A 23,738-nucleotide genomic window follows, 5' to 3' on the forward strand; every position below is an offset into this window, starting at 1 on the left:
GTGAAAGTTTTTTACAACACGGCCCGCTTCTGGGGAGAACGACCCACGGAGCTCTCAAGAGAGCCTTTTTCAAGAGTGATTGAGCTTGCGAAGGAGGCTCTTCGCATTATGGAGGAAGATAAAAAATGGCGGGAAAAGAGTACAGCCTCAAGGCCATCCTTTCCGCGACGGATAAGATAAGCCCCGCGCTCAAGAAGATAGACTCTAATTTCGGAAAGCTCGGGCGCTCCTTTTCCGCCTTAGGCAAATCCTCGGCCGCTTTGGCCGGTAAGTTCGCTTTGCCCCTGACAGTCTTAGGCGGAGTTGGCGGCTTCAGTCTAAAGTCGGCAATGGATAAGTTCACCTCTCTGGGCGATTCTATCGATAAGGCCAGTAAAAGAGCCGGCGTGAGCGCCGCTTCTTTACAGAAACTTCGCTATGCTGCCGGACTCGGAGGTATGTCAGCTGAGCAGATGGATCAAGCTCTGGTTAAGCTGACTTACAACATGGGGAAAGCAGCCAGAGGAGAAAATAAGGAGCTCGCAGCTATTTTTAAGCGCTTGGGTGTCTCTCTCAAGGATTCTAAGGGAAACATTCGCGATGCGGCCGATGTCATGCGCAATCTTGCTCAGGCGGTTAAGAACAATGAATCTCCTGCGGTAAGGCTCAGAATTCTAACGGCCGCTGTCGGCGATGATTTGGCTAAACAGCTGATACCGGTATTGGAGAGCGGAGCGGCAGGGCTCGATGACATGGGCGGCGAGGCAGAGAAGCTTGGCATTGTCATGTCCGATAAGATGGTGGCTGATTCTGCCCATCTTACGGACACACTGAGTAAGTTTTCTCAGGTTTTAGACGGTGTATCGGCCACCATCGGCGCTTCGCTTGCTCCGATCATCGAGAGCATTGTCAAGAGGCTTCAGGATTGGATAGTTGCCAATAAAGATTTAATTGCTCAGAGGCTGGAAAAGATCTTTGAAAAGATCTCTTCGGCCATCGCTCAAATTAACTTTGAGGCAGTGGTAAACGGTATTTTCAACTGTATCGACGGATTCATGAAGTTTGTGGACTCGATCGGCGGATGGGACACGATTATCAAGGGATTTGGCGCTGCCATCGGTCTAATGCTTGCCGGGAATATGATTAGCCTCGGTCAATCGCTTTACGGCGTGGGGGCTTCGTTCGTCTCCGCGTTCGGTCCATGGGGCGTGATTCTTGCCGGTGCAGTCGCTGCCGGTGTGGCTTTATGGAAGAACTGGGATGAAATCACGGCTTGGTTTGAGAAAACCTTCCCGGACTTATCAAAGGTTTTAAGCGGTTTGCCTGAAGGGTTTTCTATCGCCTGGGACAATGCTTGTAAGAACATCCGCGCACTTTGGGACGGTCTTTGCGCGACATGGGACAGTATTAAAAACACTTTTTCATGGGAAGGAATCAAAGGCTCGGCAAAGAAAATGCTCGGATTTTCTGCTCAGGAGAATCCTCAGGCGCAGGCTCCGATGCTGGACTCCTCTCAAGTCTCTTCTATGACTCAAGGTTTGATGGGGCCTAGGACTGAGATTGATAACCAGCTGACTGTCAGAGTCGAGGTTCCGCAGGGATTGAACGCTCAGGTAGAAAAAACAGACTCCAATGGAGGAAATATGAGAGCAGAGACCGGAAATTATGCTTTTGTGGGAGCTGACTGATGAACGCGCCGGAATTAAGACGCGCCTCCTTTAGAGGGGTGCCCTTTGAGGTTACAAGTTCAGATTTTAAGGTGGGCAGGCGGACTCAGACTTTTGAGTATCCGCAAAGAGATACGCCGTTTACCGAAGATTTGGGACGCTCTAAAAGGACTATTACGCTGACTGCGTATGTGATAGGAGCCGACTATATTACCCGGATGAAGCGTCTGATTGCGGCTTGTGAAAAACAAGGGTCGGGCAGGCTTATTCATCCGTGGCTTGGTACCATGGAGGTGGTGGCCGTTGATCTTACCTCCCCGAAGTTTGAATCCAACCGCCTCTCCACCGTCACACTTAACTTTGTTGAAAGCGGCAAGTTAGAGTTTCCGAATTCGATTGTTGACGCGGGTTCGCGCTGTTTAAAGGCCGCATCCGCGTTAAGCAATTCCGCCTTTGACGAATTTATCAAAGAATTTGATATTGCCGGAGCTCAGGACTTTGTTAAGAAGACGGTGGGAGAGGATTTTACAAAGCTTCTTTCAGCAGAAAGTTTGAATCGAATCTATCAAGCGTTCGATTTGGCTGATGACTTGGCTGATTTAGCTAACGATGCGATTACATTAGTTAGCGGCTCTCCGGGCTCATTGGGGCAAAGGCTTATGGATGTTCTTGGACTTCAGGGCTTTGCCTCTACTGTTCATGCCTGGAGCGATGTCGCCAATAGATTCAGCCTGCTTACGAAGGAGTCATCTTTGAGCAGCGCGGAGTCTGCAGTAGCTGCTTCCAGGACAACAAGCGAGAGAATTGAGGCGGCCAACGCGGCAATCCAAACGCTTGTAAGGCAGTCCGCTATTTCAAACGCGGTGCTCGCCGCTTCTGAAGTAGGCTCCGAAAACGATAGAGCAGATACATCTGTGGCGGTTCAAACAGCTCCGTACGACGATTTGATTTTGGTTCGGGACAACATTCTTGAGGCGATTGATTCCGAGATGTTTAGAACCCGAAACGATGCGGTCTATGAAGCGTTAAATCAGGCTCATTCCGCAGTGTATGAGGCAATTACGCAAAGAGCAGAGAATCAGGCAAGGCTCGTAACGTTTACGCCTTCGGCGGTGACTCCGGCGCTGGTTTTAGCTTATGACTATTACGGAGACTCAACCAGAGAGCCGGAGATTGTCGGGAGAAATAAGATCCGGCACTCAGGTTTTGTGCCGTCGGTGCCGCTGAAATTGTTGAATGAGTAATGAGGAAAGCTAAGTGAGGAGAGATCGGAATATTCTGTACGATATTCTGAATGTATGCGCACAAGGGTATGAGTGGTCAACGTATTACCCCGGGCGAGGCTATTCAGAAGAAGAATTTAAATACCACTTGGATCTTATTTGCAGGGAAAAGTTAATAGAAGGTCCGAATCTTACATGGAAAGGAAATGATGTGCTGGAGGAGATCGAATCTCAAATGTATTGGGAGCACAAAATAGCGGTTTGGGAGAAGGAGCGACATGCCAAAGAAAATCTCAGATAACACCGTAACTCTTTTTGTCAACGGCAGAAAATACGAGAACTGGTTGGATGTGAGTATTACCTGCACGCTTCAAAGCTTGGCCAGAGTCTTCTCCGTTAGGTCAACCAGAAGTAAAGAAGACCTGACTATAGGTATTCAGCCTCAGGATGAGGTGAAGGTATTTATTGGGGACGATCTTGTTCTGACCGGTTACGTTACTAAGCGGGAGGTAAGTTATTCTGCCTCCGGAATCAGCATTACTATCTCGGGCGCGAGTAAGACGGTCGACTTACAGGACTGCTGCATGCCGCACGGGATGGCGAACTCCTACAAGAATCAGACGCATGAGCAGAACTTAAAGGCGGTGTGCGCTCCGTTTGGAATTGGCGTTGTGGATCAAGTGAAATCGGTGGATAGGAGAAATTTAGAGTTTTCCCCGACGGAAACTGTAGGTGCTGCCGTGACCCGATATCTTCAGAAGAACGGAATTCTGCTTACGGATGATGAGGCGGGTAACTTGGTTATTGCTCAAGCCGGATCCGGAGGTAATGCACACGACACTCTGGAACTAGGGAAGAATATTCTTGAAGGTAAACGTACTCAGGATGCGTCGAAGAGGTTTAGTGATTACGTTACCTTAGGACAGGCCGCCAACCCGACCAGTGAGCTTCCGGTGTCGGCTAATCATCTCAAAGCGACGGCCCGAGATCCAGAGGTTCGGCGTGCAAGGTGGTTTGTAAAGCAAGAGCCTGGGAACGCTTCGACGGAGATTCTTCAGAAAAAGGCGGAGATTATCAAAGATATGAACGCAGGGGAGTCCGATACATTAACCTACAAAGTTCAGGGTTGGCGGCAGAACAACGGCGAGCTGTGGAAGGTTAATACCAAGGTTAGTATTTTCGATTCTTTACTGGAAATAAAAAATATACCGTTATTGATTAGCAAAATTGGATACAGTTTGTCGTCTGCAGGATCAACCGTCGAACTCACGTGCATTTCACCTCAAGCATTTCGACTGCTGGAAGAGAAGGACAGTAAGACTATTGGAGAAACATCGAACTTGTCCGAAATAAAGATTGGCTCTGGTAAAATTTAATTTATCTTTCGGAGGTTGATATGTCGATTCGGTTGTTGTTCGTGTTTTTCTTACTGACAGTCGCGAGCAGTGCATCAGCTGATGTTCGTTATTTCATTAATGAAAAAGGACAGCAAGACTGGGTCTTCGACCCGGATTACAAAGATCCAGCGCTTCATATCACCGAAGAAGATATGAAAGGTATGGTGCACGTTAGTCCCGAGCAAAAACGAAAGATGGATGAAAAGATTTTCAAAGAAGCTCTGGAGAATGAGATCACCGCTCGAATGTATCAGGATCGAGTTGCAACAAGAGAACAGGCTATCAAAGATATTCTTTCTGGCGTTCCTAGGAAAGTCCGCTGAGTTGAAAAATGCACGTCGCCCGCCTAATTCGGCGGGTTTTGTTTTTGCCAAACCGCTAATCCGACAAGCGAGCTTCCGGTATCAGCTAATCATCTTAAAGGAACAGCTTAAGATGGGTGGGTTAAGCGTGCAAGGTGGTTTGTAAAGCAAGAGCCTGGAACGCTTCGACGGAGATTCTTCAGAAAAAGGCGGAGATTATCAAAGAAGTGAATGCGGGAGAGTCGGATACTCTAACTTACAAGGTTCAGGGCTGGAGACAGAGCAATGGAGAGTTGTGGAGGGTTAACTCAGTTATTGGGTTTAAAGATCCGATGCTGGGACCATTTGAGAACGCTTCGTGGATCACAACACAAATCACATACTCTCTGAGTAGTAGTGGAACAACGTCAGTAATGACATTAAGTACAAAATCTCGCTTTAATTTATTTTCTGAACCTGACGCAAAAAAGATTAGAATTGAGGAGAATAGTGATATAAAGAAAGACAGTGGAAAGACTTAAAAGTCGAGGTGGTAGATATGAAAAAGATTCTTTTTGCTTTAGTTCCTCTTTGTTTCGTACTGCCTTCTTTTGCGGGTACTAAATGCGATCGCACTCCTGAAGGCTACGAAACTAATTGTGTACATATTCCAGGATGGAAGGATCCGGCCTTGTATGCCACTGAAGAAGATATGAAGGGTATGGTCTACGTCAGCCCGGAGCAAAAACGAAAGATGGAAGAAAAGATTTTCCGCGAAAAACTGCAAGCAGAGATAACCATACGTAAGTCCCAAGATTTTAGATTAGACGATGCAGGAGCCCTTGCTGAAATCTTGGCTGGTAAACCGCGCAGATTCTAATTGCATCTTTTATAGACTCACCCGCCCAATTCGGCGGGTTTATTTTTGCCTAACGAAAATGAATTTAAAAGCTTTAATAAACAGAGCGACGCTCTCAGCCAAGAACGGAGCTCGAAAACTTCGAACACTGCAGATTCAGCTTCTGGGTGGAGATATCAGAGAGTCGGTAGAGCATTTTGAACCATACGGTTTTACTTCTGAGCCTCATGTCGGAGCTGAAGCTATTGGATTAGCTTTAGGCGGGGATCGTGATCAAACTCTTGCCGTCGTTGTTACGGATCGCCGCTATCGCCCGACTGATCTGAAAGATGGAGAGGTTTGTGTTTTTGATGATCTTGGAAGAAAAATCTATCTCTCTCGCGACGGGATAAGGGTAGAGGGCGTTTCCAGTCCGGTCTTGGTAAACACTTCGGCCTCGGTGACAGTAGATGCTCCTTTGACAAAATGCACGGGAAATCTTGAAGTCGGAGGCAATATCGTTGCAAAAGGCGACATCAAAGATAAAGGAGGCGCTTACTCTATGGCCGGTATGAGAGGAACTTACAACGGTCATACGCATAACGGCGGAGCAACTCCGGACCAAAAGATGTAATGCAGAACAAAAAATTAAGCCCGTTTGAGCAACGAACTCAGGCGGGCTCTTTCACAACGTGAAAACTATAGCAATATGGATATTTTACAAGATTTAGCGAGAATGTTGAAGATGGCGGACTCATTAAGTTGGTATGCCGCACTGCCTCTTTACTTAATTGGTTATGGGCTGGCGGTGTGGACAATAGCAAAAGCGGTAAAGGCGATAAGAGATGCCTTTAAGTGAGGGGCAATGCAATTTTATTTAAACGGAGCCGAGGCAACTCTAACGGATTTTGCCAAGGATGATTTAGCGAGGGCTGTGGTGAACAGCCTTTTTTCTTGGGCGAGAGCAGAGGACGATGACGAAAGACCGACTGAATCCAAGATGGGTTGGTGGGCGGATTCTTTTTCTGAAGAGGGAGATAAGTTCGGTTCACGGCTTTGGCTGCTGATGCGCTCAAGCCTTACCACTGAAACGTTGGCCCTGGCAGAAGAATACGCTCAGGAGGCGCTTCAGTGGATGATTGAAGACAATATTGCAAGTGAAGTGATCGCAAAGGCTGAGCTTGACGGGATCGATCGTCTTAACCTGCTCATTGAAATTGTTCGTCCTAACCAGAAAACACTTACCGCTCGCTTTGTTGACGTATGGAGTAAGTTATGAGTTTTGAGAGACCAACACTAAAAGAGATCATTGAAAGGCTTGACGGAGACACCCAAAGCCGGTTATCGGTTCCGCAGATGAGGCGCTCTAATGCCAAAGTCTTTGATCGAGTACTGGCTGGTGCGGCCCACTCACTCTATGGCTATATCGAGTACTTGAACCGACAGCAGTTTTTTGATACGGCTGAGAGTGATTATTTGGATCGCTGGGCTTCTATTTATGGATTGACCAGAAAGAAGGCGACAAAAGCTTCCGGCGAGGTTATCTTTCGTTTTTCCGCGGACCTTGTCAATATACCTGAAGGTACCATACTTCAGTCCGATGACGGCATCCAGTACAAGACCACAGGGCCGACAGCCTCCAATGGAAGCACATCTGTAGAAGCGTTAAATGAAGGTATATCCGGCAATCAGCTGGAGGACGATGTTTTGACCTTAGTTTCGCCTATTAGCGGTGTCTACAGCGAGGTCACAATTATTAAGCTTGGCGGAGGAAGTGAGGCTGAAGCGGACGAGAGTCTGAGGGCAAGGCTTCTTTCCAGAGTTAGAGAAACTCCGCACGGAGGGACGGAATCGGATTATGTCCAGTGGGCCTTAGAGGTACCCGGAGTAACCAGAGCTTGGGCGTTTCCGAAGGAGGAAGGAGAAGGCACTGTCACGGTTAGATTCGTCTGTGACGGTATGGATGAGATTATTCCGGATAAGGCGATGCTTGATAAGGTGTTTGAGCATATCGATAAGCTTCGTCCGGTCACGGCTCATCTGTATGTCAGTGCTCCTAAAGTTCGACCGGTAAATATTACGATCGCGGGGCTTCTGCCTGATGACGCCGAAGTTCGGGAGGCGGTAAGACAAGAGCTCAAAGACTTATTCGCTCGAGAAGGCGTGCCGGGACAAAGGATTTACTTATCTCACATTCGAGCGGCGATTAGCGCAGCTTTGGGAGAGGAGGATCATTCAGTCGTCTTTCCAACAGCTGATCCGGTTCCGGAGACAAATAACGAGCTTCCGACTCTGGGAGAGATTTCATGGCAGTAACGGCAAACGAGTATGTAGGCATGCTCAAAGAGCTTCTTCCTCCGGGACCGGTATGGCCAAGAGGGGATTCGGCCAGTTTGTATGCCATGATGTTTGAGGTCTGGGCTATTGAGCTCGCACGCATTGATTCAAGAGCGAATGCGCTGATTACTGAGGCGGACCCTCGCTTTGCGATAGAAACCTTTCCCGAGTGGTTGGAAGAATGGGGCCTTCCGGATGAATGCTTAAAGCTCTGGGGCGCAACAGATATCAACACGTTACGCCGTCTTTTGATTTGGAAGATGACGACCGTGGGCTCTCAGACCCCGCAGTTTTTTATCGATTTGGCGGCCATGTTTGGTTATCTCATTGTGATAGATGAATTTAAAGGCTATAGCGTCATGAGCCGAGTGAACGATGTGCTGGCCGACGGCATTTGGCCTCACACTTGGCGCGTCAATGTCATCGGAGGTTCAAACAGTACGCTGCAGTGGCATGAGGTAACCGGAGAAACAAAAGAGGCGCTCGCTTGGTGGGGAGACTCGGTGATTGAGTGCTTGATAAGACGATATGCGCCTGCGCATACCACACTTTATTTTGGCTATTGGGATTATAAGGAACAGGAAAATGGACAGAGCATACGGAGCTAGAGTGGTTCAGGTTGAGCCAAGATTTGCGGAAGATGCCCCTTTGGGATACCCGACGGACGGGTCGAGTACAGGCGGACAGCTTGCGACTGTTCCGAAGGCGCCTTGGTATAACGCGGTAACGGAGGAGATTAGAAACGCGATTGTGGGAGGCGGCTTAACACCGGATAAAAATACACTGGATCAGCTTAATCAGAGCATCGAGGCCAGACTGACAAGGTTGGAGAAGAAAATCGATGAAGCGCTAAAAGGAGTTAGCGACAGAGTGGATAAATTTGAAACCTTCCCGCCGGGGTTCATTATTTATACAGGCTGCTTCATCAATAACCCTAATTGGCTTCTATGCGACGGGAGAGCCGTAAGTCGTTCAACTTATGCCAGTCTGTTTAGAGCGATCGGCACGACGTGGGGCGGCGGTAATGGCTCAACCACTTTTAACATCCCTTATTTGCTCGATAGAGTACTTTGGGGATCTAACTGGGGAGTAGGCCAATATATTGATTCCGGGGCGCCTCCCATCTGGGGAACTATTGGTGACTTCAATGCTTTTGACAATGATACGGGTATGGTGGCCGGGGCTTTTTGGCGTACTTGGACGCGTCACAACCAAGGGTCTCGATCCGGTAGTGATGATGATCATTGGCGAGTTGACTTCGATGCGTCCCGATGTTCTCCTGTATATGGCAGAACAAATCATATTCAGCCGCCTGCCAGCAGGGTTCCCGTATATATTCACATTTAACAGGCTCCGAAAGGGGCTTTTTTAATATCTAAAAGCAAACCGCCAAGAGTAGCGAGCTCAAGGCGGTTTTTGTATGGAGTTAATAAGGGTAACTCTATGAGAATCATTTTAACAAAACATATTTGCAAATTGGTCTGGAAAATGTCACAGGAAAACTCAAAACTTTGCTTGGCTGCAGAGATTGTTCGATGGATTTTTGTCGGGATGGCTGCGGTTGTTCTTTGGTTACTGGTTGTATTCGCTTACCGATTTACGATGGGTTAAGGGAGGTGCATCATGAAAAGACTTTATTACGCAAACGCATCGGATACTCCACCTCTGCCTCCGAAAAATCCGTCCTATGGCTATCCTCAGGACGGGGATCGTTCTCTAAACAGGCTGCCTACTACACTGGGTTCCTATTGGCACCATATGATTACAGAAGAATTCATGAATGTAATCGAAGGCGCGGGGATTGAGCCAGATGAAAATAATCTGCATCAGCTGGCCGATATTTTCGAAGATTTCAGACAGCGGGCGTTCAAAGCTGAAGGATTCGCGGGAGATGCTCAGGACTGGGCTAATAAAGCTAAAGAGTTTGCAGAGGCGGCTCAGGCTGAGGCGGATTCAAAAGTTGCTCAGGTTAGAGAGGCAGGAGAAACTCAGGTTGCGGCAGTTAATGCAGCCACGGCCGCTTCCCGGGAGGAGATTGAGCAAAAGACAGCGGAGCTGGAAGAGAAACTTCAGACTCTTATAGCGGCTCTGGATGCAAAGGGCGGGGAACAGGTCAATCTTGTTAAGCTTCAGGCTCAAGAGATCCTTGATGCAATCCAGCTCTCGAAGAATCAGGTCGAAGAACTTGTAAATTCAGCCGGTTATTCGATGAGGTGGCTTACTGACGCGCATGAGGGAACTAACCTTACAGCCGCTTTAACGCCGAATTCTAATGCCAAAGTTGGAGATCATATTATCAACAGCAGCGGCGAAGTGTTTGAGCTTACCGAGCTGAAGGGAACGGAAATTGTCCTTGGTCCGTGCCTGGCTGTTTTTGGTGATGTCGGTCCTATGGGACCCGCCCCGGAGATTTCCATAGAAGTGAGTATGCTCGATAGTGGAGCTCGTCCGGAAGTGGAAAGAAGCGGGGCGGATGAGTCGCCGCACTTTAACTTTAAGATTCCAAAAGGGGATAAAGGTGATCCTTTTGTCTATTCGGATTTTACGGCTGAACAATTGCAGGCTTTAAAAGGACCGAAAGGAGATAAGGGCGATCCTCTGACATTTGGTGACTTGACCGAAGAACAGAAAGCTGAGCTCAAAGGTGAAAAAGGCGATAAAGGTGATCCGGGCGAAGCGGCGGATGTTTCTAATTTAGTCCCTAGGACCGGAAACAGAGGCTCACTTGCGGGTTACCAGGATACGCCGACGCAAGAAGCGTCTGCGGAAAAAGTTTACACAGTGGGAAAGGACAGCCCGGACATTTTTGATTTTGGAGGGATCGGAGCTATTGGCACGACGGATATTTCGTCTGATGATGCATCTTGGATCAAGGTAGCTCGGCTTACAAGTGTGAGTCCGCAGATAGTAGTAGGTGCCGGATGGTCTTTTGTCGGAGGAGAGGCTCCTACGTTGGAAACAGGCGGAGTTCTGGTTTTCTTTAAGTGCAACGCAAAGGGTTATATCAATTACCTAAGTCTTACAGCCTAGGAGGAAATATGCTTCGAAAATATACTTTTAACGGGAAAGAATACCGTTCAGGCTATGCGGTTCGTCAGGCGATTTGGAAAGAAGATAGGAAGGCTTTTGGCGAGGAGCCTGAAGAAAACAAGGCTGAGTTTTGGGAAAAACTCGGAGTTGCATATACGGAGGAGCCTGATCCGGAACCTCCGGCTCAAGTGCAGACAGAAAGAGAAATCTTTTTGCTTAAGGCTCAACTTCGAGAGACTGATTATGTGGTTATCAAGATTGCGGAAGGTGCGGCAAATATCGAGGAATACTCGGAAGTTATCACCCAGAGAGAATCTTGGAGAGCTCGGATTAACGAGTTAGAGGCTCAGCTTAATGGAGGCGGAAATGTTTAACCGTCCCACATTGCTGATGAACTCGTTATCAGCGGCCCCGCAAGCATGTTTTTCGCTTCGTATTCCTTATCTATACAACGACCGGGATTACTGTGGAGACCCAAAGAATACACCCGGGCATGAAAATGGTTCGGGGTCTCCCGGTCCATGCGGAGGGTGCTTCAATTTGGAGCTTCTGGATGCGGACGGAGAAACAATAGCGGCGCTAAAAAACAAAGATCGCTATGACGCAGACCCTTATGAAATGTTTCATGGAACATGGGGCGATTTTTATGGCTCGGCTCGTTCATTCTATGAGCCTCTGTCTTTGGTAAATCCTGCCAAGAGGAATACTCCAATACGAACGATTAGGTTTAATTTTTGTTTTTTTGACGGTGAATTTGCAACGATGCTTTCTCGGAGGCCCCTTGCGGCAGACCGTATAGGGAGCATGCGGATGCTTCTGGAAACCACAACCAATACCTATCAGGTAATGAGGGACAGTGCTATTTACTGCTATTACTATTTTTTCGGCACGCCAGATGGCGAGGAAATTGGAGGCCTGATGATAAGCGACTCGAATGGAGAGCAGGCAGATGTGAGCGTGAATATTCCAGAGACTTTGACTATTTACTACAAGGACGTTCGCCAGATCAGTGTGGCGGTGACGTCAGGACTGGTTATGTGGATGTATCCGCCCGATATAGGTGACATTGTGTAGCCGTCTTCAAATAACTCTTTAATTGGAGTTTTACGTGATTAAACATACTGACTTACTCAATACTCTCATCGCCTGCGTGGGAGGTCTCGGTCTGATCGCAGGGCTTCTCCGATACGTTGACGACTGGAGAGAAAAACGAAAAGAAAAGCTAATTGAGTTCTCTGTCCTTGAAGCACTGTGGGAAGCACTATCAGGAGGCGTTACCGCTATCGGTGTCTTCTGGATTCTTGAAGGCTATGGCGTCAACGAGCTTGCCGCCGTCGGGATTTCATTTATGGCTGCATATCTCGGCGTCCGAATTATTGCGCACTACATCAAACGATTTCTGGATAACAGATTAGGAGCTAAATCATGAGCGTCTTTTTAAATGAATGGGCAATCCGCCTATGCAGATCAGCGGCTATAGCGATTGCGGTGTGCTTTGGCTTTCTGCTTGGTTATTACTACTGCGAGAGGTCTGTCATCTTTGACGATATTAAGCGCGGTATCTGGTCAAACGAGAAGGCCATCCAGCACAACACGGAATTGATTCACGAACTGTATAGAAAACATGAGTTGGAATTTAAAAAATGAGCGAGCACTTTAAACCCGAGGAGTTTGCGTCAAAAGATGGCAAACCAAGTCCGTGGCCCGAGGTCGTTGATCCGGGCCTTTATCATTTGTTAGAGGAGATCAGGGCCGATTTTGGAGAGCCAATTTTTATCAACTCAGGCTATAGGTCGCCTGAGCATAATGCAAAGGTAGGAGGCGCTAAAAATTCCTATCATGTTAAGGGCCAGGCAGCAGACATTCGTCCGACACGATACCGAGATCAAAAACGGTGGCAGGAGGCCCTCGGGCGCCTAAAAATTATCGCTAACAGACGATGCGGAGGCGGCGTTGGGTTTTATCCCACGTTCGTTCACGTCGATCTTGGACCTGAGCGGAGGTGGAATGGATAAATGAATTTAATAAACGTTCTAAAAATCGGGGCGGCTGCGGCCGCTCTTATTTTTACGTACTGGATCGGCGTTCAAAACGGACGAGATTCGGAGGAATTAAAGAATGCTCGCTCTCAAATTTCAGTGCTCAGCACTACGATTGAGGAATTCAAAACCAAGCAAACCTCTGATGCGGTTGCTATGGCTGAGCTTAGGGTTGCTGAGTCTGCTTCTCGCAACGAGCTTGACCGGATGCGCCAGCAACTCGCAGATATTGAGAGAATGTCCAAAACAAACGCCGATCAGGAGCGCAATCGATGTCTCCGATTGGCAATCAGAGGTCGAGAATTACTCGACAGAGCTAACGGAGCTATTAAATTCTGCGCAGAGAACCATAAATGAAGATTAAACAGTCTTAAATTTTATTCTGAGGTCAAAAGGTCTAGCAACTTGTGGTTAATGAACAGTTTTTCTTTGGTTGTCACTGCCTCGATTAAAACACCCCGCTCTGCAAGACACTTTAAATATTTCGAAGCGGCCTGTCGTTTTGCTATGCCGTTTTCTACTAAATTTTGTATTCGGATATAAGGCAGAGAAAAGATCAAGTCTACAAGTTCTCTCGAATAAATCTTCTTTGTTTCAGGTGCGTTTTTTAAAAGTTCGATAGTCTCTTGCTCTAATTTTCGAATCTGTAGCACTTTATTTTTAGTCCAATTCGAGGTGTCTATAACTGCGTTCAGCATAAAATCAATCCATGGATGCCAGGACCCTTCTGCCGTAACGTTTCTTAGTTTTAGGTAATAGTCCGCCTTGTTCTTAATAATGTATCTGCTTAAGTAGAGGATAGGGAGGTCTAATAATCCTTCTTGGACTAAAAACAGAATATTGAGAACTCTACCCGTTCGACCGTTGCCGTCACTGAAAGGATGAATGGCTTCAAATTGGTAATGCGACAGCGCCATAACAATTAACGGGTCAAGTTCTGTAGGGGTGTTGATAAATTGCTCCCACTCTGCCATCTTTTGCCGAATAACGTTTTCTCCGGACGGCGGGGTATAGATCACTGAACCCACAGAAGAGTTTCCTATGTAGGTCCCGGGTATTTTTCGCACATCAACGTCAGTTCCCCGAAGCACTGAGCACACAGTTCTAGCTGTCCTCAAAGACAAGGGGCAGGTTTTTAAGGAGTCCAGTCCGTTAAATAGTGCAGTTCTGTACATTAACGCCTCTTTGGTAGCAGGGTCGGCTCCTTGAGGCTTTTCTAGGTATTTAAACAGTGCATCCGTAGTCGTGACTATATTCTCTATTTCGCTACTGGCCTTAGCTTCAAGAATTGGAATTGTATAAATTAGCAATGCTTGATTTGGGATGAGTTCTACCGCTTGTCTCAGTCCTTCGAGAGAAACTCTAGCTCTGGTGCACAACTTCAAAAGTTCTTTAGTTTCTATTTCATCAATGCGTGGCGGAAGTGCTGGCAAATCATTAAACGGTATATCTGGATCCCATTGCATATTGAGGCTGCTAAAGTTTATAAATTTCGCATGTGTCGACAAAATTAAAAATCGTGAACACAAAATAATTATATGTACGCGTCATCGACATATCAAGTTTTTATGATGAAGAAATGTAGTTTTATCGACATATCTACGCTTAAATCTGCATAGAAGATCATCCAACAAGCCCTCAACGGAGTTAACAGCACTATTAAATTCTGTGTACAAAATCACAAATAAATAAAGCAAAGATAAATAAAGCAAAGCCTCCAAGGATTTCTCCAAGGAGGCTCATTGTCACTACGGACGATTGCAATCTCGTTTCCGTAGAGGCCCACTCTTAACAGAGTTGGGGCTTAGGCCCGTTACGCAAATTTGCCAGAGCGGGAACGCGAGTATTGTCGATTTATATCTGGGATTTTGCAAGTTAATTTACAATTTAATATCAGTGAGTCTCTCAGATTGACAACAGAAGACAAAGAATTGCTCGTCCGAGCTGAACAAGCAATTAAATTCTGCGCAGAAAACCACAAGTGAGTTGACTGAACCATGACAGGCTGAATGTGCGGAACGTGCGGTCCGAGATGGCTGAATCATTGAATGGTGTGCAGCAGAGACTGTGAAGAGAACGAGTGACTAGGGGGAAATTTGGGGGAATTTAGAATAATTAATTTATATTCCTTGAGCTTCAATGGTATTCAATTCATGTTGGGGCCACCAAGTTACCATCCGAGAGTCTACAAGACACTCGGATATTTTTTTTGCCCGGACTAATCCTGAATTCCCGCTCCTAGATTACAAAAATCGGGGCGGGGATTTTTATTTTCAACTTCTGCATAAGTTCCTTGTAACGCTTTGGGATCTCGTGCCAGAGATATGTGACTTGGCCCTCAGGAGCGAACTTATAGACAGTTAATGCATTAAGCTCACTTATCAGGCGTGGAGCTTTCTCAGGGTCAATGTTGGCGTCCTGCATCCGCTTATGCAGCATCAGTCTTAAACTCAGAGCTAAATACGTGACAAAGACCTTTCCATCTAAAGCTCTCTCCAAACACCTCAATCTTCTGCCGCCGCATCTATCTTTGTAGTTATTAAACGCTTTTTCGACGGTGTCCTTTTGACGGTAAATGTTTAGAGCTTCATCCGGTAAGGAAATTCTGTCAGAACCAAGAAAGAAGAAACCACAACTCTGGCAGAACTGAGCCCAAGCCGGAACATTAAAATCATATTTGACCTTGCCGTCGTCATCTTTTCCGCGTTTGAAGAATTGCCTGAAATACGGAGAGTTAGGCACTTTCCCATTTTTCAGACGCAACTTAAAACTTTCGACTAATTGAGTCATATTCATGACATAGTCAGCTTCTCTTTCTTTGCTGTAATAGACATGGATAAACAACTTGTCCTGTTCGGCGCCATATTTTCTTGTGTTGGAATACCATTGAATTTCGCGCGTTGCACAAAAGCAGTTAACACTATTTTTAAATGCTGCCGGCAAGCATAGTCTGAGTCATCCGGCCACCTCCTTAAAAGTTTGCTCAACAATTTTTAGCTCTGAACGAAGTCCACAGACAAAGCCTACGTGATTGCGGAACATAATTTGCAGATTATGTTCAGAGCAGAACCCTCTATCCAACACCAGGTTGACATCTTCCGCATCAAGTTTAGCCAGCTGGATAAACAGGTTCTTCAATAAAACAACATCAGCAATAGAACCGTCCAGCACCTTGTAGTAAAGCGGCTCGGCTGTCTTCTCATCGATCAGCAGCGCCAGCTTTAGCATGGCCATGTCAGGGTCTTCTTTGTTATGCCCATAGGTAACCTTATGAATTGTTTGTGAGAAAGAAGACACTGAAGTGGTATCAAATGCCCAGTAACTGTTCTTGTCCAATGCTTTATTAGAGGCAAGACGCAGCTTCAGATATTGCTCGACAGAGGGTTGATAATCGATGGATTCAAATATTTCGGAGATTCTTTGAGAGGGTATAGCGGCAGTCGGATAGAGAGAGTTTTGCGCTATTACATCGTAGTTGGAGACAGTGGCGTCAGGATGGATAACTAAGAATATCGCTAAGGATAGTAACTCTTTCCAATGCTCAGGAAAGACGACCTTTAAGGCTTTAGTTATTCCCGATTGTTTGGCAATTTGCTCTAATACATAGCTGGCTCCGGCATTGAGTGCTTCCGACCGGTTCAAAACAATTTGTGCCACCGGAAGACTGACCTCTGCAATACCAACCGGACAGAGTTTGTTATCGGTAAAAGTTAGTTCAACATCCTTGTATTGAGGATTGTTTGAATTCTCTCAACCATTCGAACGGTGTTCTCAAGTGTTCGAACGCCCCCTCTCATAATAGTAGCTAGCTAATTGTTCTGCCAGTTGAGTACGGTGTTCTCACTGGTTCGAACGCTTAGCATGTTTCAGTTTTTTCCGTTGGATTGTAGTCTGAGGTCCTTAAATTTTTTAGGGACAATTTATGGAACAATCTTCAATGGAAAAGATCAAGAAAATTGCAGCTCTGCTGAACTTGAATCAACCGTATTCGAAAATTGCAGCTTCCGTCAGCGTATCGAAGTCAACTGTCTCAAAATACGCAAACCAGATCAAAGCATCCGGCTTGACGTACACGGAGATCGAAAAGACTGATTCAGCCGTATTGGAAGAGCTGCTGTGTTCTCACATTGACGCAAAGTACCGAGAAATCGATACAGATCACGTCATAACTCAGCTTGCAAACGTCAAGTATGCAACCAGACAGCTTCTTTACGAAGCATACAAGGCATCTGACCCTAGCAGCGCCTGCTCGTATCCGACGTTCTGCCGTCAAATAGATAAGGCAATGAAAGCTAAAGCTCCGAAGGAGGTTTATACCAACTTGGAGCGAGTACCCGGCGGCTCGATGGAAATCGATTTTGCCGGCGAGCTTATCAATTGGGTCGACAAGCATGGGAAAAGCCGCAAATCCAAACTGTTTGTTGCCACAATGACATTTAGTCAGAAGATGTTTGCCTGCGCTTTTGACGATGAAAAACAGCACTCCTGGATGCAAGGGATTGTCAAAGCCTTGGAGTTCTTCGGCGGCATTCCAAAGACGCTTATAGTCGACAACGCCAGGAGCCTTGTCATGTCGCATAAGCAAAGCAGAATCGATTACTCTCCAATCCTGACCAATCTGTGCGAATACTACCGGATCAACACCTTTGCTTGTCGGCCGCGAAGTCCAAAGGGCAAGAACCGCGTAGAAAACAGCGTTTTACACTTCTATCGGCATGTGATAGCGCCTCTGTCGATGCAGGGTCCGATAAGAGCGTTTGATCTGTCTGATCTGAACGAGCAGATTCTTGAGAAGGTACGTCAGTTCAACGAGCGTCCGTTCACAAAGAATCGCCAAAGCAGTCGCGAAATTGAATTTGCGGCGCACGAGAAAAAAGCGCTGGCAAGTCTTCCCATCCTTGCCTTTGAAGTCGGCAGCTGGAAGTACTTAAAGGTTGACAAAGGGCACTGTATCAGGCTCACTGAGGACTGTGGTCATCGTTACAGCGTTCCTGCCAGCCACGTAGGTAAAAAAGTCTCTGTGCTGAAGACAGCCGAAAATGTCTTCATTTACGACATTGAGACCGCCGTCTGCATTGGCAAGCACAAGAGATTGCTTGAAGCTTCAGGCCAGAAGACGCACATTCTGCCTGAGCATCTGACGGCAAAGGAAAAGCACCAACGGCTCAGTAAGGATGAATGGGCACAAGAGCTGATCGACTGCGGCTACAACGAAAGTACGGTTGTAAACGTCTTGGAGATCAAGTGGGAATCCGATCAAATGAACGCCCGCAGATTCTGCTCCTGCCTAAGGCGGCTTGCAAAAATAGGATCGAACCGGCTTGCCAATGAAGCCCTCGGCGTTGCGCTCGAACAAAAGTTCCTGAGCTACAGCTTTATCGAGAACTTTGTGAATATGCGAAAGAAAGAGCTGCTTATGGGCTTAGATAATTCCGACAAAGACCAGGACTATAGGACTGTTGAACATGAAAACATCAGAAATAACTACTCATGATAAAAAAATTCTGCGTCTCAGCGAGTTGTGCAAGAGGCTGAAAATGCGTGCCGCTTATGAGCGCTTCAGTGCGATTCTTACTGACCCTGACGCCTGTCAAATGCCTTTGCTTGACTGCGTCATCGAAGGGCTGGAATATGAGGTTGAAAAGCGAGACTCGAATGCACTAAACCGTCGTCTTAAAGAAGCAAAAATCTGCTTGCCAAACGCTCGTCCTGACACAATCGACTTCAGCATTGAAAGAGGATTAGATAGAAATCAGGCAGAGGCGCTCCTCACGATGCAGTGGATGGAAAGGCACCAAAACATCATTATTACCGGAGCTGCCGGATGCGGTAAAACCTTCTTTGCGTGCGCCTTAACTAATCAGGCCTGCATGAAAGGGAAAACAGCAAGGGTAGTCAGAATACCCCTGCTGCTTAACCAAATGTCTGCGTCACATCAGATCGTCGAAACATACTTCAAAAAACTCAAGGAGTATAAAAATGTTGATCTGCTAGTCCTCGATGACTGGGGCATCGGACAGTTAGACGCCAGATCCAGAGAGGATCTGCTGGAAATAATAAACGAAAGATACATGTACGCAAGTACTATCGTCACAAGCGTACTGCCGGTCAGTAAATGGGCTGAATATATCAACGACCCGACTTACTCCGACGCAATCCTGGACAGACTCGTCAGTGTCTCCCACAGAATCGAAATGTACGGTGCCTCAGTCAGGCAAATGGAACAATATGGAGGCGTGCAGAAATCCTAAAGGTCAATAGAAGAAGTTAATTGCAGGGCCAAACGCGTTTTAACGCTTGTCGCCGCCTGTTTTTAAGGCCGTTAAGCAGTGTGCTTAACGGCCTTTGTACAGCGTATTAAAGAAGAACGGCGTCAAGCCACTTTCGCGGCATAATGCTGTAACCTCGCTGGCGCTCCGTTACAACTTATCCCACGTTGGCTTGACACCGTACGTGCTCGCAAAATCACTGCAAACAACTATAAAAATAGCTATCACAAAATCTTGTAAACTACAGGTCGGCCCAACGGTTAAAACTGAGCGTTCGAACCTGTGAGAATTTGATTTACCTATCAACGTTGACGCATCAGCCGACACTGAAAATTAGCTCCGTTCGAACGCTGAGAATCGTCGTTCGAACCATGTCATTTCCTGAAATCGGTTGACTACTTGATGTTGTTAAACCTAGTTAAAGTTTACTGTTTAAAGAGTAATCCCTGAAATTAGTTTACCTCTTGTTGATCTTATTCCTGCTTTCGGTTGCCAGGAGGTGTTGCCTACTGGCAACCGAAAGCAGGAATAAACAAATTTTACTTCACTATCTAGCTCTTAGATACTCCTCCCTACGTGATCTCCAATGCTTCTTTAACTCCCCTCTTAAAGCTGCTGCCTTTGCCGGAGTTAGTAAGTTATTGCTTAAATGCGGTCGGCACTCGTTGTAGAAAGAGACCACTTCAAACAATGCTTGCTCTAATTGCTCGTGGGTTTCAAACCTACGACTCCCCAACATTTCATTTTTGATTGTCGAATTGATTCGCTCAGCTATTGCGTTTTCTTTTGGATCTCCGTTTTCAGTCATGCTTATACATATGCCCGATGCTCGAAGCAATTCAACATATTCTTTACTTGCATACTGAACCCCCCGATCTGAGTGGTGGATCAAGCCTTCTTTTTTAACATCTATCCCTCTTGCTTGGCATAGACTGAGTGCCATTTTTAGTGCGCTGATTGCTGTTCTATTGCTCAGGTCAGAGCCTAGTTTCCAGCCTACAATCTCGTGGCTGTATGCATCTGTGATTAGCGCTAAATATGTAAACTCCGATTCCCAATCCGTTACTTTAATTGGTACGTAAGTAATATCGCTAACCCATATCTGGTTCGCCCGATATGGTATTAGGTCCTTAATTAAGTTTGGATAAGTTGGCAGATTATGCTGTGAATCGGTTGTCCTCGGTTTTCTTTTCTTCTGTCGCAGCTTTAAATGATTGTCTGCAAGAATGTCTGCGAACCGGTCTCGTCCGACATGCAATCTTCCGGGAAAGTTTTGAGAGTACATCGCCCACAGCTTTTTTCCGCCTATATTCGGGTCAACACTGCGTACTTCTTTGCAGTACTCGATGATTATCTCCTCGGTTAGATACCTCGATTCTGCCTCTGAAGAGCCTCTTTTCTGAACCTTGTAGTACGCCTGCTTGCTGACGCCAAACAACTTACACAGGGCCGTTACACTTCCGTACGGACAGCTCTGCTGTTGCAGGACTTCTATTGTTTGGCGCCAGATTTTTTTCTTATAGGTATGCCAAAGCGCTCTTCTGCTAGCTGGACCATTGTTTCATAGGCCTGTGCTTTTAGGCTTTGTGCTCGCAGTTGCGCCTTGAGCTCTTTGATTTGAGCTTTCAATAAGGCGATTTCGCTTACTTTATTCAAATCTAAATTCTCGGGTTTAGCCTCATCTGAAGAAGGGCAGGCTCTTGCATTAAGGAGTTTTCCATCAAGGCCCTTCCTATCAAGGTCTTTCCCAACAACCGGCGTTCTTTTTGGCAAATCTATCCACCTATAAACTGTTGCCAAACAAACTGGCACATGCTTTGCAATTTCTTTTATTGGCATCCCCTGATTGTACAAATCCGAAACAAGCCTTCTTGCCTCTGCTTGTTTCATTAGTGTAGATATCTGTTCTTCAACTTTCATTGTTGACTCCCTAAGTAGTCAACTTTTTTCAGGACAAGACACATTGAGAATACCGTTCGAATCGTTGAGAGAAATCAGATTGTTTCGAAGAAATTTCCTTCCCAATTCCACCTTGCCGTCAATCAGGCGCCCAAGGGTGATTCGGTGTTTGCTATAAGAACGCTGTTTGACCGGATCCCAAGCATTTTGAAATTGGTACAGATAGTCCTTGCCCTTGATATTTACCTTGATGACATGCTCAATGGTCTTCGCAAGCATATGAATCCCTCCAGGTAGATTATATAATTATAATCTATTAAATCAGTTAAAATAATGCCCAATGCCCGGTTTACGGGCAATTTGGGCACTGTGTGTAACTACTAGTAATATTTATGATCTAGTTTTTGGGAATTCAGGATAAATACGGGGCTTTTGCGGTTTTTCCTGAAATATTGCAGAATCTAGAGCCTCTAGCAGAGGCTCAGCTTTTAATCTGAAGGCATCTTCTTTAGAAGTCTGTCTCTTCTTCGTCCTGAAATATTGCAGAATCTAGAGCCTCTAGCAGAGGCTCAGCTCTTAATCCGAAGGCATCTTCTTTAGAAGTCTGTCTCTTCTTCGTCGTCTTCGTAGACTTGGGCCTTTTCGGGCTCTGCATCAGGAACCGGAACTCCGAGGGCTTCAAATTACATCCGCCTTTTCCCTGCGATTTCACCGAAATAGTAACCTCCGCAGAATCTGGTCTGCATTACATTGTTCAAAGTGTCCAGAACTCTGCAGTCACTGTCATACACCATCGGCAGACTATTATTCTTTTTGCACTCCTCACTGTATTTTCTCAGCCTGGTTCTGACAATCATCGCAATAGAGATTGCCAGGAACTGTACAAACGTTTTACCAGTCAATGATTCGTTGTCCGAGACTCGATTTCTTGAGCAGCCCAAGCGGGATTTAAGCGTTTTAAATGTATCTTCGACTATCCAGCGTTCCTGGTAAGCGCACCAAGCTTTTCCAGCATCGGATATTTCGTCGCTTACCAGTACCCGGTAGCCTTTGTAGCGGAGCTTTTGATCCACTTTTTTATTGTCGACGCTGTAGCTGACCGTGCCGTCTTTCTCATGTTTTACAAACACCTCTTCTAGTAATGTTTGTTCGTTTTCATCGAGAGACTTACCGGCGGCCATCTTTTCGCGTATACGAATGATTCTCTCAAACATCCCTTGTCTGGCATTCTCAGCAATTTGTCGATCGAAATAGATATGCCAGTAAAGCTCCGCAGTTTCCTGCGTCTTTTTTGTGGATCTCTGACCCGTTACAGGATTAGGTTCATAAATCCAGCTGATCTTCTTTGTCACCTGAAAGACCTGAGTAAACCAATCCATTCGATTTAAGTCCTGGAGGTTAACTCTTTCTTCATCAATGAGCTCTTGGGTAAGGCTGCCTGATATCCCGCACTTCATGTTGAACAGAAAGCCAACTTTATTTCTCAGGCAGTCATTGATGTTTTTTGTACCGCTGTAACCTCGGTCAGACACAAGAACAACGTTTTGGATGCCTAGTCTGGAGTTGTCAGCAATGACCCGCCTGACGGTTTGTACGTCCGGAACGTTTCCGTCGTAGGCTCGATAGAAGATAGGCAGTCCGCTTTTGGACTCGACCAACATCAGCAGATTAATTTGAGGAAGGTTGTCCTCGTCTTTATTCCTGCCTCTTTCTACATTTGGCAGCTTATTTGCGTAGCTCGAAATGGAGGTCGAATCTAAAGCCAATGTCAGCCTGTCGTCGTCCCCATTTTTTTTCTTCTGCTCTATTAATCCCTCCTGGATGGCAGAAAAGTAATTTTCTATTTGTTGTTTTTTGATTTTCCTAAAAACCCTGCCTATTGAGGAAGGATGCAATGACCCGCCCCATGGAAGACGAGTTGCCTCGGCAAAGGTCGGATATTTAGAAATATTGTTGTCCTGATTGAGGTTTATGAAGTAGGCAATCGACAAAACTTTTAGATAGTCTCGGCGCTGTGGGAAGGCCCTTTTAAGAGCTTCTCCGATAGGAGATTGCGCAACGAGCTGATCCAGCGCCCACGTGGCTCCCGCATGCAGTTGTTTGACATCCATTGCTTGAGAAAGAGTAAAACCGCCTTCACTCACCGCAGTGAAGATATAGTCTTTGCCCTTGCGTTGGCAAATAAAATCCCTTAATTCAGGGCACTCAGCTAAAAAGTGTTCGTCCCAGCGGATTCGGCCTTCCTTCAGGCCGGAGGTAACAGTACCGACCTTCTTGAAGCTAACTCGATAACTTCTCTTTTTCTCGGAATCCCACTTATTTTTATAGGTGTAAACGTAATAAGCCGAAGGGCTCTTTTTAATAATGAGCGGAGGAAGTTTTGGCGTATTCATAATTGAAATAGATTATCCATTTAAATAATCTGGCATGGCACAAAAATCCTCTTATTCCACTGAAATAAAAGGTTTTTTTGTGATTTTTAAATTTTTAGTTCTCTAGTTCTGCAATTTTTCAGTTTTTCCCTGCTGTATCTTCACAGCGCTTAACGGCTTCCAATGGGATTTTTATTGACGTATAGATTGACGTATAGCAGATGGAGCTTTACCAATGCCGAGGGCAGCAAAAGAAATAACAAAACAATTACAGATAGAAGCCCGGAAAGGAGAAGATTTCACAGTGGGAGGAGTTCCAGGGCTAAAGAGCGATAATAGAAGAAAAAGAAAGTAAAAATTCCTGATAGACAAGCGCTTCATGGATTTTTTCTTCTCTATGTTCTACA

General features: G+C 46.1%; 29 protein-coding genes. 22 read left to right on the forward strand and 7 right to left on the reverse strand.

Going from position 1 to position 23,738, the window contains the following annotated elements; genetic code table 11:
• Positions 1-125: 125 nt before the first annotated feature.
• The 20 genes from AC6I1F_RS03180 to AC6I1F_RS03275 all read left to right on the forward strand — a co-directional run bounded on the left by AC6I1F_RS03180 (position 126) and on the right by AC6I1F_RS03275 (position 13,148).
• Positions 126-1,667: a phage tail tape measure protein gene (locus AC6I1F_RS03180; protein ID WP_289187183.1), complete on the forward strand. Its 1,542-nt coding sequence runs from the start codon at positions 126-128 to the stop codon at positions 1,665-1,667.
• Positions 1,667-2,890: a DNA circularization protein gene (locus AC6I1F_RS03185; RefSeq protein WP_251450725.1), complete on the forward strand. Its 1,224-nt coding sequence runs from the start codon at positions 1,667-1,669 to the stop codon at positions 2,888-2,890. Before AC6I1F_RS03180 ends, AC6I1F_RS03185 begins: the two co-directional genes overlap by 1 nt.
• Positions 2,891-3,147: 257 nt before the next feature.
• Positions 3,148-4,245, forward strand: a complete 1,098-nt coding sequence (locus AC6I1F_RS03190; protein ID WP_160336397.1) for a phage baseplate assembly protein — start codon at positions 3,148-3,150, stop codon at positions 4,243-4,245.
• A 20-nt stretch (positions 4,246-4,265) separates the two neighbouring features.
• Entirely contained in the window at positions 4,266-4,589 is a 324-nt protein-coding gene (locus AC6I1F_RS03195; protein WP_160336396.1) for a hypothetical protein, read from the forward strand.
• A gap of 134 nt (positions 4,590-4,723) precedes the next feature.
• On the forward strand, positions 4,724-5,089 hold the full coding sequence (locus tag AC6I1F_RS03200) for a phage baseplate assembly protein (RefSeq protein WP_371873845.1): 366 nt from the start codon (positions 4,724-4,726) through the stop codon (positions 5,087-5,089).
• A gap of 17 nt (positions 5,090-5,106) precedes the next feature.
• The gene (locus AC6I1F_RS03205; RefSeq protein ID WP_160336395.1) at positions 5,107-5,427 is read left to right on the forward strand and encodes a hypothetical protein; all 321 of its coding nucleotides are present in this window, start codon (positions 5,107-5,109) and stop codon (positions 5,425-5,427) included.
• 58 nt (positions 5,428-5,485) lie between these two features.
• A complete protein-coding gene (locus AC6I1F_RS03210) occupies positions 5,486-6,019 on the forward strand; it encodes a phage baseplate assembly protein V (protein WP_251450727.1) in 534 nt (177 codons plus the stop codon).
• Positions 6,020-6,043: 24 nt separating this feature from the next.
• Positions 6,044-6,244, forward strand: a complete 201-nt coding sequence (locus tag AC6I1F_RS03215) for a hypothetical protein (RefSeq protein ID WP_290432949.1) — start codon at positions 6,044-6,046, stop codon at positions 6,242-6,244.
• A gap of 6 nt (positions 6,245-6,250) precedes the next feature.
• Positions 6,251-6,664 (forward strand): phage GP46 family protein, encoded by a 414-nt coding sequence (locus AC6I1F_RS03220; protein WP_160336442.1) that lies wholly within the window; start codon positions 6,251-6,253, stop codon positions 6,662-6,664.
• Positions 6,661-7,701, forward strand: a complete 1,041-nt coding sequence (locus AC6I1F_RS03225) for a baseplate J/gp47 family protein (RefSeq protein ID WP_251450730.1) — start codon at positions 6,661-6,663, stop codon at positions 7,699-7,701. The genes AC6I1F_RS03220 and AC6I1F_RS03225 overlap by 4 nt, the downstream gene beginning before the upstream one ends.
• Complete coding sequence (locus AC6I1F_RS03230) at positions 7,692-8,330, forward strand: YmfQ family protein (protein WP_289184799.1); 639 nt, start codon at positions 7,692-7,694, stop codon at positions 8,328-8,330. The genes AC6I1F_RS03225 and AC6I1F_RS03230 overlap by 10 nt, the downstream gene beginning before the upstream one ends.
• The gene (locus AC6I1F_RS03235) at positions 8,308-9,069 is read left to right on the forward strand and encodes a phage tail protein (protein ID WP_202074648.1); all 762 of its coding nucleotides are present in this window, start codon (positions 8,308-8,310) and stop codon (positions 9,067-9,069) included. The genes AC6I1F_RS03230 and AC6I1F_RS03235 overlap by 23 nt, the downstream gene beginning before the upstream one ends.
• A 141-nt stretch (positions 9,070-9,210) precedes the next feature.
• Positions 9,211-9,333 (forward strand): hypothetical protein, encoded by a 123-nt coding sequence (locus tag AC6I1F_RS03240; RefSeq protein ID WP_277612790.1) that lies wholly within the window; start codon positions 9,211-9,213, stop codon positions 9,331-9,333.
• 12 nt (positions 9,334-9,345) lie between these two features.
• Positions 9,346-10,752: a hypothetical protein gene (locus AC6I1F_RS03245; protein WP_251450734.1), complete on the forward strand. Its 1,407-nt coding sequence runs from the start codon at positions 9,346-9,348 to the stop codon at positions 10,750-10,752.
• A gap of 8 nt (positions 10,753-10,760) precedes the next feature.
• Positions 10,761-11,126, forward strand: a complete 366-nt coding sequence (locus AC6I1F_RS03250) for a hypothetical protein (protein WP_251450736.1) — start codon at positions 10,761-10,763, stop codon at positions 11,124-11,126.
• Positions 11,119-11,826 carry a hypothetical protein gene (locus AC6I1F_RS03255; RefSeq protein WP_251450739.1) on the forward strand — a complete coding sequence of 236 codons (708 nt, stop codon included), beginning with the start codon at positions 11,119-11,121 and terminating at the stop codon, positions 11,824-11,826. Before AC6I1F_RS03250 ends, AC6I1F_RS03255 begins: the two co-directional genes overlap by 8 nt.
• Positions 11,827-11,860: 34 nt before the next feature.
• The gene (locus AC6I1F_RS03260) at positions 11,861-12,181 is read left to right on the forward strand and encodes a phage holin family protein (protein WP_251450741.1); all 321 of its coding nucleotides are present in this window, start codon (positions 11,861-11,863) and stop codon (positions 12,179-12,181) included.
• Positions 12,178-12,399, forward strand: coding sequence for a hypothetical protein (locus AC6I1F_RS03265; RefSeq protein WP_160336447.1), 222 nt, complete (start codon positions 12,178-12,180; stop codon positions 12,397-12,399). The genes AC6I1F_RS03260 and AC6I1F_RS03265 overlap by 4 nt, the downstream gene beginning before the upstream one ends.
• Positions 12,396-12,767, forward strand: a complete 372-nt coding sequence (locus AC6I1F_RS03270; RefSeq protein ID WP_370267201.1) for a YcbK family protein — start codon at positions 12,396-12,398, stop codon at positions 12,765-12,767. Before AC6I1F_RS03265 ends, AC6I1F_RS03270 begins: the two co-directional genes overlap by 4 nt.
• The gene (locus tag AC6I1F_RS03275) at positions 12,768-13,148 is read left to right on the forward strand and encodes a hypothetical protein (protein WP_251452643.1); all 381 of its coding nucleotides are present in this window, start codon (positions 12,768-12,770) and stop codon (positions 13,146-13,148) included.
• A gap of 20 nt (positions 13,149-13,168) precedes the next feature.
• Here AC6I1F_RS03275 and AC6I1F_RS03280 read toward each other — a convergent pair whose 3' ends face one another.
• From AC6I1F_RS03280 to AC6I1F_RS03290, 3 genes are all read right to left on the reverse strand, one after another.
• Positions 13,169-14,257 carry a Fic family protein gene (locus AC6I1F_RS03280; protein ID WP_251452640.1) on the reverse strand — a complete coding sequence of 363 codons (1,089 nt, stop codon included), beginning with the start codon at positions 14,255-14,257 and terminating at the stop codon, positions 13,169-13,171.
• A 772-nt stretch (positions 14,258-15,029) separates the two neighbouring features.
• Complete coding sequence (locus tag AC6I1F_RS03285; protein ID WP_497801601.1) at positions 15,030-15,734, reverse strand: transposase; 705 nt, start codon at positions 15,732-15,734, stop codon at positions 15,030-15,032.
• Between the two features lie 12 nt (positions 15,735-15,746).
• Positions 15,747-16,448 (reverse strand): IS1634 family transposase, encoded by a 702-nt coding sequence (locus AC6I1F_RS03290; RefSeq protein ID WP_497801602.1) that lies wholly within the window; start codon positions 16,446-16,448, stop codon positions 15,747-15,749.
• Between the two features lie 265 nt (positions 16,449-16,713).
• Here AC6I1F_RS03290 and istA point away from each other — a divergent pair, with 265 nt between their 5' ends.
• A complete protein-coding gene (istA, locus tag AC6I1F_RS03295; RefSeq protein ID WP_251453080.1) occupies positions 16,714-18,285 on the forward strand; it encodes an IS21 family transposase in 1,572 nt (523 codons plus the stop codon).
• Positions 18,257-19,042, forward strand: coding sequence for an IS21-like element helper ATPase IstB (gene istB / locus AC6I1F_RS03300; protein ID WP_497801603.1), 786 nt, complete (start codon positions 18,257-18,259; stop codon positions 19,040-19,042). The genes istA and istB overlap by 29 nt, the downstream gene beginning before the upstream one ends.
• Before the next feature lie 565 nt (positions 19,043-19,607).
• Here istB and AC6I1F_RS03305 read toward each other — a convergent pair.
• From AC6I1F_RS03305 to AC6I1F_RS03320, 4 genes are all read right to left on the reverse strand, one after another.
• Complete coding sequence (locus AC6I1F_RS03305; protein WP_353653788.1) at positions 19,608-20,570, reverse strand: IS3 family transposase; 963 nt, start codon at positions 20,568-20,570, stop codon at positions 19,608-19,610.
• Positions 20,552-20,980 (reverse strand): helix-turn-helix domain-containing protein, encoded by a 429-nt coding sequence (locus AC6I1F_RS03310; RefSeq protein ID WP_160336441.1) that lies wholly within the window; start codon positions 20,978-20,980, stop codon positions 20,552-20,554. Before AC6I1F_RS03310 ends, AC6I1F_RS03305 begins: the two co-directional genes overlap by 19 nt.
• A gap of 18 nt (positions 20,981-20,998) precedes the next feature.
• Complete coding sequence (locus AC6I1F_RS03315) at positions 20,999-21,238, reverse strand: hypothetical protein (RefSeq protein ID WP_497801604.1); 240 nt, start codon at positions 21,236-21,238, stop codon at positions 20,999-21,001.
• 404 nt (positions 21,239-21,642) lie between these two features.
• The gene (locus tag AC6I1F_RS03320) at positions 21,643-23,352 is read right to left on the reverse strand and encodes an IS1634 family transposase (protein WP_497801605.1); all 1,710 of its coding nucleotides are present in this window, start codon (positions 23,350-23,352) and stop codon (positions 21,643-21,645) included.
• Positions 23,353-23,738: the final 386 nt, after the last annotated feature.

The sequence above is a fragment of the Parasutterella sp. St.1A3 genome (genome assembly GCF_059728705.1).